This is a genomic window from Streptococcus parasuis (genome assembly GCF_021654455.1).
Taxonomy (GTDB): Bacteria; Bacillota; Bacilli; order Lactobacillales; family Streptococcaceae; genus Streptococcus; species Streptococcus parasuis.
The window spans coordinates 1,861,413-1,877,595 of sequence record NZ_AP024276.1; the positions used below are offsets into that span (position 1 = coordinate 1,861,413).

Sequence of the window (16,183 nt, forward strand, 5' to 3'; positions counted from 1 at the left end):
TCTCCTATTCGATATAACCATGCACATTATTTAATCTCAAAAAATCTCAACTCCGAAGTACTCCAAGAAGTCTTGGAGACAATTGACATTTGTAAAAAATGGCAAACTACCTACCACCTTTCTTATCACTATCGGAGATACTGGCGAAAGGTTCTTATCCGCCTAAGAACGAAGGGAATACTTTTTAGAGACCAAAGAAGTTTGTAAACTATTTGGTAATAAAATGATGCTGATGAAAATCAATGTATCTAATATTTCTAGACTGGACTTGAAAGAACCTTCATTGACACTCACTAGATTATAATCAAGCCAATCCTGCATAGTTTTAAATTTATTATCTGGGAAAGCTATCAAAACATGTACTCGATCTGCACAAGAAATTTCCACTCCATTTATTACTTCAATATACTCTTTACATTTATTCTGAGATAATTCAGATACTAATTTAATAGCAGTTTTTAATTTTTTTATACCTAATATGGTATTATGGTCTGATACTACAACCACTGATATGTTTTCATTGTAAAGATTTTGAACAAGCGTTAAAAATGAAATCTTTTCTATTTCACTATCAAATCCACTATCAAGGTAGTTTTCATATAAAATCTTTTCATGTTTATCTGTCTTAAATAATTCATTCGGAAATATTTTTTGATTTCTAACCTCTTCAATATAGTCATCAATGGTTAAATTATTCCAATCATTTTCTGGTAACTCTTTCCATCTTTTAAATAATCTATAATCATGGGATTCTGGAGTATGTACATGAAACAAAGTCTTACGATAACTTCCAAATTTATTTTTTTCATCACTAATTTTTCTATATGCATGTTTTGCTTCTAAATTATTTTTCATCTCTCTCTCTTTTATGATTTTCCATATACTACTTAGATACTAGTAGTACATTGACCAGTATATCTAAACTTACAAATATTTTTATTATCTGAATCCAAGGTGACCTGAAAATAGAAATAATGGTCTCGGCCATCTACAGATTTTTGCTTATTGAGCCTAAAGTAATTTTTATGAGATAAAGCCATAGACAATAGAATATCATCAATGATAAAAGTTAATGGCGTGTTATCTGCTGAGTAGCGATAAAAATCTTCTTCAAATTTGATGTAGCTCTCTGAAAAATAATCTATCTGTAGCTTGTCTTTGTAAAGCTCTCTCCTATTCATCTTCTCCTCCCTCTACTAATTGAATATCTAAAATAGCATTAACGTTAATCAAATGAAATCGACTATCTGATTTAACCACTATTTCATCTTTGGATATTTCTGTCACCTGTCCTTGATAGGTGACTTTTTGATTATCTTTTTTTACGTTAAATTGACCTGTATGCTGACCTATGTAGAGTTGTGAGATAAGAGTTAGCTTGTCGAGCAAGCTAAGTTCATCTGTAAACTGTATTTTGTGTTTTTCTTCATCCAATGATGTGGTATGTTCTGACAAGAAAAAGCCCATCCACTTCATCATACCACGGTCTTGGTGTTCTCTTGCTGATTGAAAAGGTAAGTAACTTCTATCTATCACTAGTTTAATCCGTCCAATCCTCCTGCTGAGTGACCACCAACCAATTTACTTCTAGCTATTACTCGTGAACCTTCTGATAAAGCATTAGCTTTCAATAAAGAAGTAAAGCCAAATTGTTGTCTGATGGTATCAATCGCTGATTGGAGTTTTTCTTCTTTCTCAATTTTTTCAATATCATCAAATAGAGAGATAAGTCCGAAGGATTCGTCTACTAATTGAGAATAATAAACGCTGACACTTCTAATAGCACCAGAACTATATTTCTTATGAAAAAGGGACAAAACATAATTTTTTAGCGTTTCTGTCTGATTAGTAGGTTCAATCTTCATCTGAGCATGAATACTCTTCTTATTCTCACTACGTGAATATCCCACTCCTATAGAAACACAGGTAGTCTTCTTACCTACTTTTCTGAGCCTTACAGCTACTTGTTCAGCCATTTCAGAAAGAACTATTTCAATCTCTCTCTGTATGATATAGTCCCTTGGTAAAACCTGTGAATTACCTATCCCATTTGATTTTGGTTTGTAGGGTTTGTGGACATTACTTTCATCAATCCCATTCGCATGAAAAAAGAGGTCAACACCATTAACGCCTAAATGAGCTTTAAGAATATCTGGATTACTATTGGCCAACTCTTTGATAGACATAATACCTAGTGCATTGAGGCGCTTTTTCATCCGACTACCAATCCCCCAGAAGTCTGTCATTTCTGGAATACCCCAAACCTTGGTTTCCACATCTCCATAAGACCAATTGGCACGCATGGTTTTTGTCTTTTTGGCTTCATTATCCAAAGCCAATTTGGCCAATAGAGGATTACTGTTTGACATACCAACCGTTGAATAAACTCCTGTCTGTCGAAAAATATCATGTTGTATCTTACTAGAAATCATATCCAATTTAACTTTTCGCGACAAGTTCTTATCAGGTACAAAATAATTGAGTGAGCCTGTCAGGTCAATAAATCCCTCATCGATCGAATAAGGAAGAATATCTTCTGGACTACCATAATTTTGTAAAATATGTTGAATTTCTATATTTTTTTCTATGTATAAACTCATTCGAGGTGGAACTATAAAAGTCACCTTTGCCCATTCTTCAATATAACGGACATATTCTGGCGTAATCTCAATTCCCTGTCGCTTGGCATTATAGTATGAAAACTTTCGGGTATGAATATCAAAAGGCAAATCATACACTCGTCCTACATTACTTTTGCCAAAGACTTTTTTGAACATAGGTGATGAAGCTAAAATTAAACCATTAGAATTATCTGCTCTACTCATCACACACAGAGAAGTCTTTAAAGGGTGTAGTCCTCGCTTTACACATTCAACACTAGCATAAAAGGACTTCATATCAATAAAGGCAATATCACTTTTAGGCTCTCTTGAATAGTCAAAATAGCCCATGAGTTTACCCTCCCACTACTGGCATGAAATGACCTATGATTTTACCAACAATTCTTGGATTATCTTCTGCTGAGGCAAACATATCTGAATAATCAGGATTCAGGGACACAAGACGATATCCTTCATCTTCTAGATAAACTTTCTTGATATAGGCTCTCTCATTCCAAACGACAGCATAGACAGCACCATCATAATCAAAGCCTCCTTCACGAATCAATGCTACTTCGCCACTTAGATAAACAGGTTCCATGGAATCTCCTTTAATCCAAGTTGCCACGTCATATGAATAATCCTTTTCCGAAAAAACTTCAACCGATTCGGATTCACCATAAATACTTTCACCAATACCTGCTGAAAGGGCTACCTCATCAAGAACATGTATAGAATAGAGCTCAACAACATTATCCTGTTGTTGTACTGTCAAAAGGTCTTCTGCATAGTCTTCAACCTTCTCACGATTGATAGCATTGAGTTGTAAATAAGTTTTTACAATTTTATACTCTGATTCAAAATAGCTAGTAGGTACTCCTAAAATATCAGCTAACTTATCAATATTTTTACCATTTGGTTTTGTTTTCCCGTTCTCCCAAGTAAAATAAGATTGCCGAGAAATACCTAATTGACGGGCTATTTCCGCTTGGCTGATTTTCAATTCGGAACGCCGTTTTTTTAAAACTTCTGGTGAAAACATATTGCCTCCTATTTTTCTTTAACATTTAGTGACGGAATTTATTTTGAAAAGTCATTTCCAATACCACAATATTGTCAGTTTTTCAACTGACAATATTATATAAAAAAAGTGGACAATTGTCCACCAATAATTATATATTGCTTTGTTAAATCATTTAAACCTAATAACATTTATACCATACGCTTCTAAATTTCTTTGTCCAAGGGATTTAATAGGTAAATAATGACCTACTTTTTAGATTACTAAATTTTGACCACAGGATAAATAGTCTAGATTATTCATCTGTTTTGACATATATTTAAAAGCTTTTTTACCAGTACAATGGCAGGTGTAAAAGCGAATATTTTTGTAATTTTTTAGTCTCAATGCTAAATCATTTAATAGCTTAGAATTAACCGTTATTTTTGTCACTGGGTTAAAAAGATGAAAACCACCAATACAATAATTCGGATTATAGTTATTAGCTTTTTCTATAATATTAACAATACCTGAATGTCCACATCCTGTAAATATAACTTTTTCATTTTCTGAAATTAAGAGATTCTGCTCGTGATTAAAATTATCCCTTCCATTACTATCATAAAGAGATTCATTAGCTGTAGAATAAAATTGATTTTTATTTTCCACGGTAAATAGTGACAATTCCTCATCAATCCTAAAATCTCCATCTATTAGTTTAACTTGCGGGTGTAGAGATAAACGTTTATCAATTCCCACAGGAATTTTAATTCCCAAAACCTTAATATAATGCTGTTCAAAAGCTTGTCTTTGAACATAAACTGTTGCTATTTTATTGATTTCTAAAAAATTCTTCATAGCACCTCCATGGTCAACATGTCCGTGTGAAATAATGACAGAATCAACTTTTTTTAAGTCAATATTTCTTTTTTTAGCATTTTTAAATAAAGTTTGGTCGGGTCCTAAATCAAATAAGAGGTTGTGCTTTTTAGTTTCTACATAGAGTGACAAACCATGTTTAGCCTTCAAATCTGAAGTTGATACATTTTCTACTAAAGCTGTTATTTTCATATACTAGACTCCTAATTAATTTCTTTTCATTGTAACTACCAGATAATTCTAATTCTGAGCACTATTAATATTTTATTTTTTAATAATAATTTCTATACATTACTCAATTTTTACTCTTGAGAAATAGTCTATTATTTCTTATTAACATCAAACAATTTCTGACTTTTTTTTCATAAAATCAAGAAGTTCTTGCTTAAAAACTACTTTTTCTTCATCTGTCATATTAAGAGAAATAGTACGGTAAAGCATTTCAATTTCTGAAAGCTCTACTTCTTCACTTGACCGATAGTTTGTATTACCAACTAAGTAATCAACTGTAACATTGAAAAATGAAGCTAGTTTAGTAATAACATTTTTTGTTGGATTTGCTGATTCCATTTCCCATTTTGCATAAGCTTGTTGGGAAATATCAAATTTTTCTGCCATATCCTTCTGAGTTAAGTTAGCCTCTAAACGTAAGGCTTTTAAACGTTCTGGGAATCCCATGAGTAACCTCTTGTTAATTTTTTTCGTTTTTTTGATAAAAGGATTGACACTACAACTTTTATGTTGTATAATGTTTTTAACAACTTAAAAGTTGTATAGGTTTCAAAAAATAATAAGCATTATCCGAAACCAAACAATGTCCCTTGAAATCTCAATAAAAAATGTGCGTCTGACAACCAGAGGACTGACCGACAAACACACAATAAACTTCGTAACCTTATTGTATCACACCTGTCATAAATGTCAAGTCCGTGTACTGGTTGGAGATGGATTCTGCATCTATGTAGATATCCACACGCATATCGGACTTTAGCACTTTTCCGAATAGTAAAGTGAACTGGCTTTGCGACTAACGCATAAGAGAATCTTCGAGATACGAGTATCGGTCTGGCGGATTGGCTGGGAAAGCGATGGTAATTGATGCAATGCACCTTGCTAAACGTTGCCACCGTGAGAAAGAATGCTCTTCTTTCTCAACCAAATAACTATTGATGAAGACTTGCCATGACAAGACGGGAAATCTTCGAGCAAGTTTCATCTCTTAACACATAAGCTACTAGTCTGACATCGCCTTCTACTAGTAGCTTTTACTATTTAGAAAGGAAAGCATGACTTATTGTGAACAAAAACTAAAACAAATTTACATAAATTTTACCTTTTCATCAGGTGTCTATGGCTATGATAGCCACTTACTGAAGCTTTTATATCTAGACACTCTCGAACAGTTGAATATTCAGCTCAACCGTCTAAAAAAGGTACATTACCCACAGGGAGAATTAACTTTTTACGGGAACCACTATAGACGGTTGATTACACAATATTACTATTCTTATCAAGCTATGGCTTGATTTTTTTATAACTCTGAAAGGAATAACACTATGATTAAAGAAACACTCAAAATGAACCCAGATTTTATTGGCACTGCCATCTACGAAAAACAAGGAACTGCCCCACGTACTGTTTTTGGGAAACAAGGACAGTTTCAACGTCACGAAGTAGTCAATGAAAAGCACTTACAATTTTACGTGATTACACCTGCTACGGCTGAGGTCTTTGAAGAAGACGCTGAGGTTGAATTGGTTAATCCCATCTTCTACCCTGATAACATTAACGGACGTGACATGGCACCAGCTCTTAATGTATTTGCTGAAAAGATTGTCGTTAAGAAATAATAATCCCTAATACAAAATAGAAAGATACGAGGAACAATAATATGGCAAAAGTTGGATTGAAATTTGATAAAGTAGATATTACAGATAAGCGTTACTTGGACATTACCCCTGCCCTCAAAATTGATGAAGTCTTTGGTAAACTGACATGGCGAGGCATTAATGAAGTAGAACAAAAGTATGAAAATGACACTACCCAACCCCGTAACCAAGATGGAACTTACCCACAAATCCCAACAGGTGAAATCCTATCTACCAAGGTAGCGATTAAATCAAGCACCCAACACGGAACAGAAGAGTTCTCTATTATCGGTATGCTACCAAGTGAAATTGAAGCTCTGGGACTGAAATTCGGTGATGAGGTGGAACTTTCAGGTATCATTGTCACCTATTCAGCTGTTTCTGGTGGGGTTTATAAGCTCTTCGCACAAAGCATTGCCAAGAAAAATGCACCTGCACCTAAACCAGACCAAGGAAAGGCTAAAGAATGAGGTTTTGGCACAACCGAGGGCGGAGAGTACGAAAATACCATAAACATATTAGAGGGATAACGTTTGCCCTCTTCTACTTGCCATATCTCTTGGGATGTGGCTTTTTTCTTGGTCTAAACTATCAAGACCTGCTCAATCAGCCTATCTTCTATGGACTACTAACAGGAAGTCTATTACTCGGTAGTTTGGTGGTCAGCTTTATGCTCCAGCGCTACTGCTACAGTCATTTATTGGCTTTTTCTAAGCTAGATAGCCTACGCATTATGGCTAATTTTCTTCTTGAAAATGGCTATTACCTCTCTAAGAAAATCAAGAGAGATAATCAGACAAGAGAAAAGATTGTCCTTCCCAAAGTTTATCTTAAACAAAGTAAATTTGACCTCAAAGCGTCCTTTATCCTTCAAGGAAACAAGTTTCAAGATAAGTTCCTAACCTTAGGAAATACCCTTGAAATTCAACACGATGGCGATTTTACAGGTAAGAAATTCTCTAAAGGCTATGTGACTTACACTATTGCCATTGACCAATTTGCAGGTCGTCTCAACCTCTCAGAGGTCAAAATGACCAAGCAAGGCTTACGATTGATGAAAGATGTTTACTGGGATTACGTGAAGCAACCACACTTACTGATTGGAGGAGGTACTGGAGGCGGTAAAACGGTTCTCCTTATGATTCTTCTTTACGGACTAGCACCAATTGCAGATATTGATATTTGTGACCCAAAACAGTCTGACCTCTCTTCTTTTGCAGATGTCCCTATCTTTCAAGGGCATGTTTTTATAACGAAAGAGGAGATTATCACTTGTCTCAAGGACAACGTAGAAGAAATGGAGGAACGCTACCGCTATATGAAAAATCACCCAGACTTTGTAGCTGGGATGAACTTCTCTCAGTTTGGACTTCGTCCCAAATTCATCTTCTTTGATGAGTGGGCGGCTCTGATGGCAAAACTAGAAGGGAATTACCAACTTCAACAACAGGTCAATCAATACCTTACTCAGTTGATTCTGGAAGCTCGCCAAGCTGGTATCTTTGTCATTATGGCAATGCAACGCCCTGATGGTGAGTATATCAAAACCAGTTTACGTGACCAATTTATGAAACGTCTTTCAGTGGGACACTTAGAAGATACAGGCTACACTATGATGTATGGGGACGCCAATAAAAACAAGGAATTTAAGTACATTGATGAGATTGATGGAAAGAAGGTTATTGGACGAGGCTATATTGCTAATGCTGGAGAAATTGCACGAGAATTTTTCTCTCCTAATGTTCCATTTGACAAAGGTTTTTCATTCAAGGAAGCCTTTATAAAAATGTCACCATTAACCGATACGCCAGCCATTGCAGTATCTAATAAACAACCACAAATGGCTATTTTAGAACAACCATCTGAACAACTCATATTGGATTCTTATACCATATCAGAGGCAAAACAAAAATTAGACAAGACCTATGATCAGATTAAAAAAATGGTCAACCTGATTGAAAAAGACAACTACCATACATTTGAAAGACAAGGAGGAAAACTTATTTTCAGTCCTGATGACCTTTATGACCTAGAGGTCATTTTTGATTCAATGGACAAAAACAACTTGACCTATAAAGAGGCTGTGGAGGTGTTCTTTCAACCACTCAGCGAAACAGCGATTGGAGGGAAATAGCGCCCCGCCCCTGTGAGCGAGCCGTAGGCGAAGCGAACAGAGCAGGGCGGGTAAGGCGTTAGTTCCCTCTAATCGTTTTGATAACCCCCATATTCTAATAGGGGGGTAGAGATTTGAAAAATCAGCGAAGTAACACCTCCCTAGTCCTTGTGGGTCAAGGGATGACGTGATTTTGCCCCTGTACACTTTTTGTCTAAAAACTGTACACCTTTTGAAAAAAGAAAGGAGGAATTCCCATAGATGGTAAAACATTAAGGAAATTTAGAGCCAGTCTCGGCTTAAAACAAAAGGAATTTGCGGAATTAACTCAGATGAGTCTCTCAAGCCTAAAATCTTATGAAATAGGCAGACGAGAATTTACCTTGGAAAAGTTCAAGGAAATTAAAACACATTTGGGCTATTCCTTTAGCGATAGCTCCCATCCATTACGTTTGATGATTGACTATTTGCGTATCACTTTTAAGAATGTACACCATATCAAAGATTTCATAGAGACCTATCTCTATGTTAACTTTCAGGACTTTACTTCTCAGGAAACCAGTTTGATGACCTATAATCACCTTTACAAACGAGGTGACATTTGGCTCTTTGATTACTTTGACAAGGAGGAACGTGATAATTACCAAGTCACACTTCAACTTTCTGGACAGGGCTGTCGTCAAATGGAATTGATTTTAGAACGTGAGGGTATCACATGGCAAGACTTTCTAGCTAAAATGCTTTATGAACGAAGTGATATGAAAGTTACACGTATCGACCTAGCCCTAGATGAACTCTATCGTGGCAAATCTGAGGAAGCTAACCACTTCCACCTCTCAGATATGATTAACAAGGTTTATCAAAACTATGTGACCTTTGACCGCTTGAAAGTATGGAGTCATATTGGAGGAGGGAATTTAAGTACCTCATCTGATGAAGAGGAACGCCAAGGAATTTCCCTCTACTTTGGCTCTCGCAAGTCTAACATGTTTTTCAACTTCTACGAAAAGCGTTATGAATTTGCTCAAAAAGAAGGTATTAGCGTGGAAGAAGCACTTGAAATATTTGGGGTTTGGAATCGGTATGAGATCCGCCTCTCTCAAGGAAAAGCTCATCTCTTGGTAGAACATTTTGTAGAGGGGCAAGAATTAGGAAATCTAGCCCGTGGCTTAATCAACCAAGAAATGATGGTTTATAACGGTGTTGGTAAATACGGAGCCTATATCCCAGACCAGAAATGGCAAGAGATGTTTGGTTCTGCTGAACCGCTCAAATTGAGTATCAAACCAGAACCTTATTCCATTGACCGAACTGTCCGATGGCTTCTTTATCAAGTCTCAAACTCGCTTGCTTATGTAGAAGAGGCAGACAAAATCATGAATACAGAGTATCTGAAAATGATTCAAAACACAGGTAAACCAACAGAAAAGATGGAACATGAACTGAAATTTCTAAAAGAAAATTATCAACTGATGACAACAACGTAAAGGAGGAATATTATGGAACTATTTACTGCTCGCTCTCGTTATCGCTCAGAAGGCGTAACTTGGGTCTGGTATCGTAATGACGAAGAAGAAGTTTATTCTGAATTACAACTCAGCGAAGTTTTCCGTCTGATTCGCCAAGAATTGGATAAATTTATTGAACAAGGTATTCTAACCAAAGACCAAGCCTATGACCTAGCTAATGATTGGTTAGCATATGATGAATTTGTGGAAGGAATGATGTATGCATGATTGGTACCATTCGCATTATTCAAAATGGCAATTCAAAAGAGTTAGCTCATGTAGATTTGCTACGATTTGACGAAGAGGATATTCGACAACGATTGGCTGACAAAGGCTATCCCTATGATAGTGAGTTAGTAGTGGCTGGTATTCCTGATTGGAACATTGACACTCATCTAACCTTCCAAGAGATTCGGCTACTCAAACTGTGTTATGAAAAACTTTATGACCATGATGAGTATATTATTTCTTACCTACTTCAACACCATTGGAAAGTCTTAGATGTCATTTCAGTCTATTACAAATTTGCTAGTAAAGATGAGGTGGAAGCACTCAATCTTCTCCTTAAAGACTGTGATAAGACAGAAGTCATCAGGATATTCTACCAAGCTAATACTTGGATTAACTGTATTCAGGCTTACCTCTCATCAGGAGAGTTATTAAACACACCTAACGGCTTTTATCGAAAAGTCGGCTAAACAAAGAAAGTGGGACACTATGACACAAGGAAAACTCGAAAAAGATATTTTATCAACTGCCTCAGAACTTGGAACACAATTAGCTAGCTATCACTTAGAAGAGGCTTGGACTACCGCTGGGCGACTCCATAACTTACTCAAGTCAGAAGAAGTTATCCATCTCCCTGCCGACCAACTAGAAGCTATCCGAAATGAGCTTAAGGGTTATTACCTAACCAATGGTGAAGTCAGTCGCCTTCAAAAACAGTTAGCAGCTAAAGGACACAAACTCCAAGAACTATCAAATAAATAAGGAGGGCCAATGGAAATTGAAATGTTAAAACAAGATACAGGTGAGTTTAGAGCTCGCCTGTCTTATTTTGTACAGGAATTTTTAAAAGAAAACGAAGACCATATCAAAAATATGGTCAAAGGAGAGGTGTTTCGAAAGCGTAAAGAAATTACCCTTAGCCAAGAAGCGCAATACTACGACATAACATTTATTTTTAAAAAAGGCGGGCTAGTCAAAAAATCTAGCCTTGAAGTCATTGTTAATAGCGCTATGACCGCTAAAATTCAACTCTAAGAAAGGAGAGAAAATGTTACCTCAAAAACCAAAATTTCTTAAACGTATCAAGCCTAAAAAACGGCAAGAAATACGTGAAGTCAATCAAAAAACAATGAATTTTCTTTTCCTTGGTGGGCTAACGGTAATCATTGCCTTAGCAACTCTATCTATTGTTGCAAGTCTTACTCGCTCAAATAAGCCCCAGACAATCATCCAAGAGGTAAAAAAAGAAGATATCCTTATCAACTATCAACTGCAATATTTTTTAAATGATTATGTGAAAAGCTATTTTACATTATCTGATGATAGTTCAACTAAAAGTGAGCAAATTGAAAAACTCAATGGCTTTTACAATGTTGTACCAGAAACTAAAAATCAAGGACAGGTTCGCTCGACCACCGAACTCATCAGTGCAAAAATCCTGATGATTGAAAAAGACATTGCCACCTATCAAGTAACCTATACAACAGGTAAGGATAAAGAGAAACAGGAAATCACAACAGGTTTTGCGGTTCCCTTTGGTGAAAAAGACGGTGCTTATTTCATTTCAGGCTTACCTTGGTACGTACGTCTAACGGACACGAAAGCAATAGGATTTGATTCTAGTGATAGTGTTACACTCGTTGACGATACCGAAACTGACCAGAAGACAAAAGAAAAACGAGATGAGTTTCTTACCCTCTTCTTTACCAACTACACATCAAATCAAGAAAATCTTGACTTGATTGCTGATGACTTACTGGCTCTTGAGAATACAACATTTAAGAGCTTAGATTACAGTTACTATACCAAGGACGGTAAAACTATCACCGCTTATGCACAAGTCACATTTGAAATAGCTGGAAATACCCATAGTGAGAATTTCACCCTCACGCTTAGAAAAAAAGATCAGTCCTACTACGTTCAAAGACTTTCTCACACGATTAGTAAGGACTATGCCCAATCACACACAGAAAATACAGGAGAAACAAAATGACACTACAAAGTTTATTTGAATGGTTTGTAAATAACATCGGCGTATGGATTGTTGCTGGATTTGCAGGTTGGAAGTTCATTGAGGCTGTCCGAGACCAACGCATTGGACGAGCTATCATGTCTATTGCAATTGGTGGTGCCTCTTTCTATTTCCTAAAGAATCCTACAACCATTCTCAACTCGGTTGCCGATATCTTTTCTAAGATTTTTAGCTAGGAGGCAAATATGGATGGCGATACAAAAGATAAACACCTTTATTCTTACAAACAAGCACTCAGCCAACCTTATTGGATTCAAAAAATCAATGATGACTTCTCCCTACAGTCACCAATCAAATTCTCACGTATTGTTTATGCTGTCACCATCTTTTCTATCCTCTACTTCCCTTCGGAAAAAATACTTTCTTTTCTTCCTTTGGGACTAAGACTAACGCTATCGGGTATTATAGCTTGGGTCTTCTCTGAGACCCTCGCTAACCTGATAATTGATGGAAAAGCATTTATCTTTTATCTCTGGGATTATCTCAAATTTTACTTCCAATATGGTATGAGACATGAATCTATCTACTTAAATAAAGGGATTATATACAAACGTCCACAAGCTATCACAAAACGAAAGGAGACACATGAACTATCAAAATAACATTTGGGACATCAAGGATAACCTTATCCTTCGTAAAGACGGCTCCGTCTTTGCTATCTATCAAATCCCCTCGAAAGTCATTAATTCTGTTGATGGCAAAACAAAGGAAAAACACAAAGACCTTGTTTATACCGCTCTTAGTCACCTTAGAAATTATCACGACTTTGAAATTCGTATGATTCCAATGGATTTAAACCTCTATGGGCGTTACAAGAAATTAGCTTTAGATATTGATTGGGATTCAGAAGTTGGTGACCTTGCTGACTACATTCTCAGTAAAACTATTGACCATTTAGAAACTGATATTGGACAACTCTATGAGTATCAGTATTATATTCTAGTCCCTTTAAAGTCTTTAATGATTTCCATGGACTTAAAATCTGTAGTTTATGAGGGCTACCGCTCCTCACGTAACTTGGTACTGAATACTTTTGGTATTGGAGAAACGGTTCCTGTTAATTGGGCAGAAACCTATCGAAATCAAAAAGAAGTCCTTGAAAACAATCTCTCCCTCCTTAATGCAAAACCACTAAGCACAAAAGAGAATATTTTTCTCCATCGTCTTCAATTTATGAGAGGTCAATTTTACAATAAAGATGCTGAAATTGCACGAGTAGAAAATTCCATTGAAAACCTTGATGAAACTAATATCGAATTTGAGCATGTGAATATCATTAAATTGAACAACATGGGAGAAACGTCATATGTAGCTATGCTTCCAATCAACGGTTTACCCGAAAACATGTCTTACATTCATCTTCAAGAAGAATTACAAGCTATTCGCTTTCCTGTGGAATCAGACTTTAAAATTCAATTTTCTCTTCCAAAAGGTGTCTTTTCACTTCTAGGTAAAGCAAAGCGAGCAAGACAACGACTGAAAAATACTATATCAGAAGCTGAGGAAGTTGAAGATGTCCAAAAAGGGTCTGTCATTAAAAGTAAATTCTTACTAGAAGACTTGCAAGGAAAATTTGATAAAGACGAACCTCTAGTAACTTATCTTCATACCTTAACTATCACGGCTTTTACTTTAGAAGAACTAAAAGCCAAATATGAACTCCTATTTGCCACGCTAAATCAGCTGTCTATTGAGGTGGTTAGATCCAATGCAGACCAAGTTTATCTTTTCTATAAGAATAGAATGACTGAAACGCTTGACCGTGAAGATAGAAATTTCCTACAATCCATGTCACTTAAAGCTTTCTGTGAAAATCTCTTCTTCATGACTAAGAAAATTGGAACAGACATCGGCTTTTCAATTGGACGGATTGATAATCAAATTGATTCTTGGCAAGGAGACTATAAAAAAGCCATTGAGGCATCTTCTACTCCTGTCTTTACAAACTTACTTCAAGCCAATAAGTTAGGAGTAAAGGATAAGTCAACCAATAACCCACATGTTGCAATTATAGGTGAAACAGGAACAGGAAAATCCTTCCTCACAAAACTACTCTTCACTTATCACTCTTTCCTTAAAACCAAAATTCTTTATATTGACCCAAAAGCTGAAATGCGTAAACAGTATGAGAAAGTATTGAAAGAACATCAGGAAAAAGGTGATTTCAAAGAACTTCAAGATTATATCCAATCAATCAACTTCATCACGCTGGATGCTAGGGATGAAAATAATCACGGTGCCTTAGACCCTCTTGTTTTTCTTAAAGGTCAAGAAGCCCGTGACCTTGCGGACTCAATGATTGACACTTTGCTTGGTAAGGACAATAGTCTCAGAATCCGTAATGCCTATCTTAAAAGTCTAGATAAGTATCTAGCCAAACGAGAACGTGGAGAAAAAGTTGGTATGAAACAGGTCTTTCAGGACTTGATGAAACACTCAGATACCAGTGTTCAAGAGGCTGGAGATTTCCTATCAACGGCTGTTAATCAATCTATTTTAGCTCTTTGTTTTTCGGATGGTCAAAATGAAGGTATTTCCGTTGATTCGAAAATCACTATCCTAGAAATTAACGGACTTAACCTTCCAAGTGATAATCGCAACGTAGATTTGACTTCTGATGAAAAGAAAAGCCTAACCATCATGTATGCTTTAGGTTACTACTGCACCAAATTTGGAAAACAAGATAGGACTATTGAAACAATTGAATTTTTTGATGAAGCATGGTTCTTTAACTCTACTACGGTTGGAAAACAAATTCTCAAGCGGATGAAACGGGTTGGACGTTCTGAAAACAACTTCTTAGTCTTCATTACGCAATCTGTCTATGACTTATCCAGTGAAGAAGATGGAACAGGTTTTGGTTCAGTATTTGCTTTCCTTGAAGACACTGAAATTGATGCCGTTCTCGACTATCTCAAGATTCCTAAAACGGACACGACCAAAGAATGGATTGGTAACATGACCATGGCTCAATGTATTTATCTTGATACCTTTGGACGTAAAGAACGGATTACTGTAGATGGGATGTTCCCAGAAATCACTCAACTCTTTAATACAGTTGAAACAAAACTTCAAGCAGTATGAAGCATAGATATGGTATAATAGACTTATAAAAATAAAGGAGACTTCCGTATGACGTTTGATATAAACAAAGAAGAATTGACAATCATGGGTGTTAAATTTGATAATTACGATGATTTCAATGCCGTATGGTACGCGGTTGGCTCTTCAATGATTGAAAATTACCAACCCACAGTTCAAGAAATTGAACATTTTAAAGCTTATATTACTAATAAGCGAAAGGAATTAAAACTTGGATAGAAATAGATATGAAGGCTATGAGTATATTGACCCAGACAGTCTCTATACTTATCCAAATTCAAGTGTACTAAAAAATAAACAAGGAATCACCGACCCTGAAAAAGCCAGTCTAAATGAGCATATTCTGACAACTGAACGTATTTTGGACTTAAACCTTAATCCTATTATGGTATATTCGGTCAAAGATATTCTAGCTATTCATAGATACATTTTTCAAGATACCTATGAATGGGCTGGCAATTATAGACAGGTTAATATTTCAAAAAGTGGAAATGCTTTTCTACCTATTCAGTCCTTTGAATCGGGTGAAATGTACCTCAATAGCCTAATAACTGAATTTCATGAGAAAGCAAATTCAAGGGATGAGCTGATCACTTCTCTTTCAAAAATTTTAGATAATCTCAACTACTTCCATCCTTTCAGAGAAGGTAATGGCCGTACTCAGAGGGAGGTTATTAGAGTTCTAGCATTTTCAAAAGGCTTTATGGGACAAATTGCTCCTGAAATAAATGCAGAAGTTTATAATCTCTATATGGATGGAACAGTATATGGGGACCTTGAAAAATTAGAACAACTTTTTGATAAGATATTAATTAAAATTTAATATTCGATACTAGCACCTCAATCAAGGTGC

Annotated in this window: 22 protein-coding genes; 15 read left to right on the forward strand and 7 right to left on the reverse strand. The window is 35.9% G+C overall.

Translation table 11 applies throughout. The annotated features are described in order from the left end of the window. Positions 1-162: 162 nt before the first annotated feature. From L6410_RS09325 to L6410_RS09355, 7 genes are all read right to left on the reverse strand, one after another. Positions 163-855: a PHP domain-containing protein gene (locus tag L6410_RS09325; protein WP_181460275.1), complete on the reverse strand. Its 693-nt coding sequence runs from the start codon at positions 853-855 to the stop codon at positions 163-165. 32 nt (positions 856-887) lie between these two features. After that, positions 888-1,181 carry a DUF5960 family protein gene (locus L6410_RS09330; RefSeq protein WP_024391377.1) on the reverse strand — a complete coding sequence of 98 codons (294 nt, stop codon included), beginning with the start codon at positions 1,179-1,181 and terminating at the stop codon, positions 888-890. Then, entirely contained in the window at positions 1,174-1,536 is a 363-nt protein-coding gene (locus L6410_RS09335) for a hypothetical protein (protein ID WP_024391376.1), read from the reverse strand. Before L6410_RS09335 ends, L6410_RS09330 begins: the two co-directional genes overlap by 8 nt. Continuing rightward, positions 1,536-2,951, reverse strand: a complete 1,416-nt coding sequence (locus tag L6410_RS09340; RefSeq protein WP_024391375.1) for a Y-family DNA polymerase — start codon at positions 2,949-2,951, stop codon at positions 1,536-1,538. The genes L6410_RS09335 and L6410_RS09340 overlap by 1 nt, the downstream gene beginning before the upstream one ends. Positions 2,952-2,955: 4 nt before the next feature. Next, positions 2,956-3,642, reverse strand: a complete 687-nt coding sequence (locus L6410_RS09345; RefSeq protein WP_024391374.1) for a LexA family transcriptional regulator — start codon at positions 3,640-3,642, stop codon at positions 2,956-2,958. Positions 3,643-3,876: 234 nt separating this feature from the next. Continuing rightward, positions 3,877-4,671, reverse strand: coding sequence for an MBL fold metallo-hydrolase (locus tag L6410_RS09350; RefSeq protein ID WP_237395390.1), 795 nt, complete (start codon positions 4,669-4,671; stop codon positions 3,877-3,879). Positions 4,672-4,818: 147 nt separating this feature from the next. Further along, positions 4,819-5,157, reverse strand: a complete 339-nt coding sequence (locus tag L6410_RS09355; RefSeq protein WP_024391372.1) for a helix-turn-helix domain-containing protein — start codon at positions 5,155-5,157, stop codon at positions 4,819-4,821. Between the two features lie 608 nt (positions 5,158-5,765). Between L6410_RS09355 and L6410_RS09360 the strand changes: the two genes are divergently transcribed. From L6410_RS09360 to L6410_RS09430, 15 genes are all read left to right on the forward strand, one after another. Continuing rightward, entirely contained in the window at positions 5,766-6,005 is a 240-nt protein-coding gene (locus L6410_RS09360; RefSeq protein ID WP_237395391.1) for a hypothetical protein, read from the forward strand. A 30-nt stretch (positions 6,006-6,035) separates the two neighbouring features. Continuing rightward, complete coding sequence (locus L6410_RS09365; RefSeq protein ID WP_000588994.1) at positions 6,036-6,329, forward strand: hypothetical protein; 294 nt, start codon at positions 6,036-6,038, stop codon at positions 6,327-6,329. Between the two features lie 41 nt (positions 6,330-6,370). Next, positions 6,371-6,817, forward strand: a complete 447-nt coding sequence (locus L6410_RS09370) for a hypothetical protein (RefSeq protein WP_001151271.1) — start codon at positions 6,371-6,373, stop codon at positions 6,815-6,817. Beyond that, positions 6,814-8,481: an FtsK/SpoIIIE domain-containing protein gene (locus L6410_RS09375; protein ID WP_237395392.1), complete on the forward strand. Its 1,668-nt coding sequence runs from the start codon at positions 6,814-6,816 to the stop codon at positions 8,479-8,481. The genes L6410_RS09370 and L6410_RS09375 overlap by 4 nt, the downstream gene beginning before the upstream one ends. A 230-nt stretch (positions 8,482-8,711) precedes the next feature. Beyond that, on the forward strand, positions 8,712-9,947 hold the full coding sequence (locus L6410_RS09380; RefSeq protein ID WP_095456119.1) for a replication initiation factor domain-containing protein: 1,236 nt from the start codon (positions 8,712-8,714) through the stop codon (positions 9,945-9,947). A 12-nt stretch (positions 9,948-9,959) separates the two neighbouring features. Next, entirely contained in the window at positions 9,960-10,196 is a 237-nt protein-coding gene (locus L6410_RS09385) for a hypothetical protein (RefSeq protein ID WP_000418738.1), read from the forward strand. Then, complete coding sequence (locus tag L6410_RS09390; RefSeq protein WP_237395393.1) at positions 10,193-10,666, forward strand: hypothetical protein; 474 nt, start codon at positions 10,193-10,195, stop codon at positions 10,664-10,666. The genes L6410_RS09385 and L6410_RS09390 overlap by 4 nt, the downstream gene beginning before the upstream one ends. Positions 10,667-10,685: 19 nt before the next feature. Beyond that, entirely contained in the window at positions 10,686-10,958 is a 273-nt protein-coding gene (locus L6410_RS09395) for a hypothetical protein (RefSeq protein WP_017648206.1), read from the forward strand. Positions 10,959-10,967: 9 nt separating this feature from the next. Next, positions 10,968-11,231 (forward strand): hypothetical protein, encoded by a 264-nt coding sequence (locus L6410_RS09400; RefSeq protein ID WP_237395394.1) that lies wholly within the window; start codon positions 10,968-10,970, stop codon positions 11,229-11,231. A 13-nt stretch (positions 11,232-11,244) separates the two neighbouring features. Beyond that, positions 11,245-12,189 (forward strand): conjugal transfer protein, encoded by a 945-nt coding sequence (locus tag L6410_RS09405; protein WP_237395395.1) that lies wholly within the window; start codon positions 11,245-11,247, stop codon positions 12,187-12,189. Then, positions 12,186-12,404 carry a TcpD family membrane protein gene (locus L6410_RS09410; RefSeq protein ID WP_000175077.1) on the forward strand — a complete coding sequence of 73 codons (219 nt, stop codon included), beginning with the start codon at positions 12,186-12,188 and terminating at the stop codon, positions 12,402-12,404. The genes L6410_RS09405 and L6410_RS09410 overlap by 4 nt, the downstream gene beginning before the upstream one ends. 9 nt (positions 12,405-12,413) lie before the next feature. Further along, positions 12,414-12,830, forward strand: coding sequence for a TcpE family conjugal transfer membrane protein (locus L6410_RS09415; RefSeq protein WP_000348517.1), 417 nt, complete (start codon positions 12,414-12,416; stop codon positions 12,828-12,830). Next, positions 12,814-15,312 carry an ATP-binding protein gene (locus tag L6410_RS09420; protein WP_237395396.1) on the forward strand — a complete coding sequence of 833 codons (2,499 nt, stop codon included), beginning with the start codon at positions 12,814-12,816 and terminating at the stop codon, positions 15,310-15,312. The genes L6410_RS09415 and L6410_RS09420 overlap by 17 nt, the downstream gene beginning before the upstream one ends. A 48-nt stretch (positions 15,313-15,360) precedes the next feature. After that, entirely contained in the window at positions 15,361-15,549 is a 189-nt protein-coding gene (locus tag L6410_RS09425; RefSeq protein WP_000141834.1) for a hypothetical protein, read from the forward strand. Continuing rightward, positions 15,542-16,153, forward strand: a complete 612-nt coding sequence (locus tag L6410_RS09430; protein WP_181460291.1) for a Fic/DOC family protein — start codon at positions 15,542-15,544, stop codon at positions 16,151-16,153. The genes L6410_RS09425 and L6410_RS09430 overlap by 8 nt, the downstream gene beginning before the upstream one ends. Positions 16,154-16,183 lie beyond the last annotated feature (30 nt).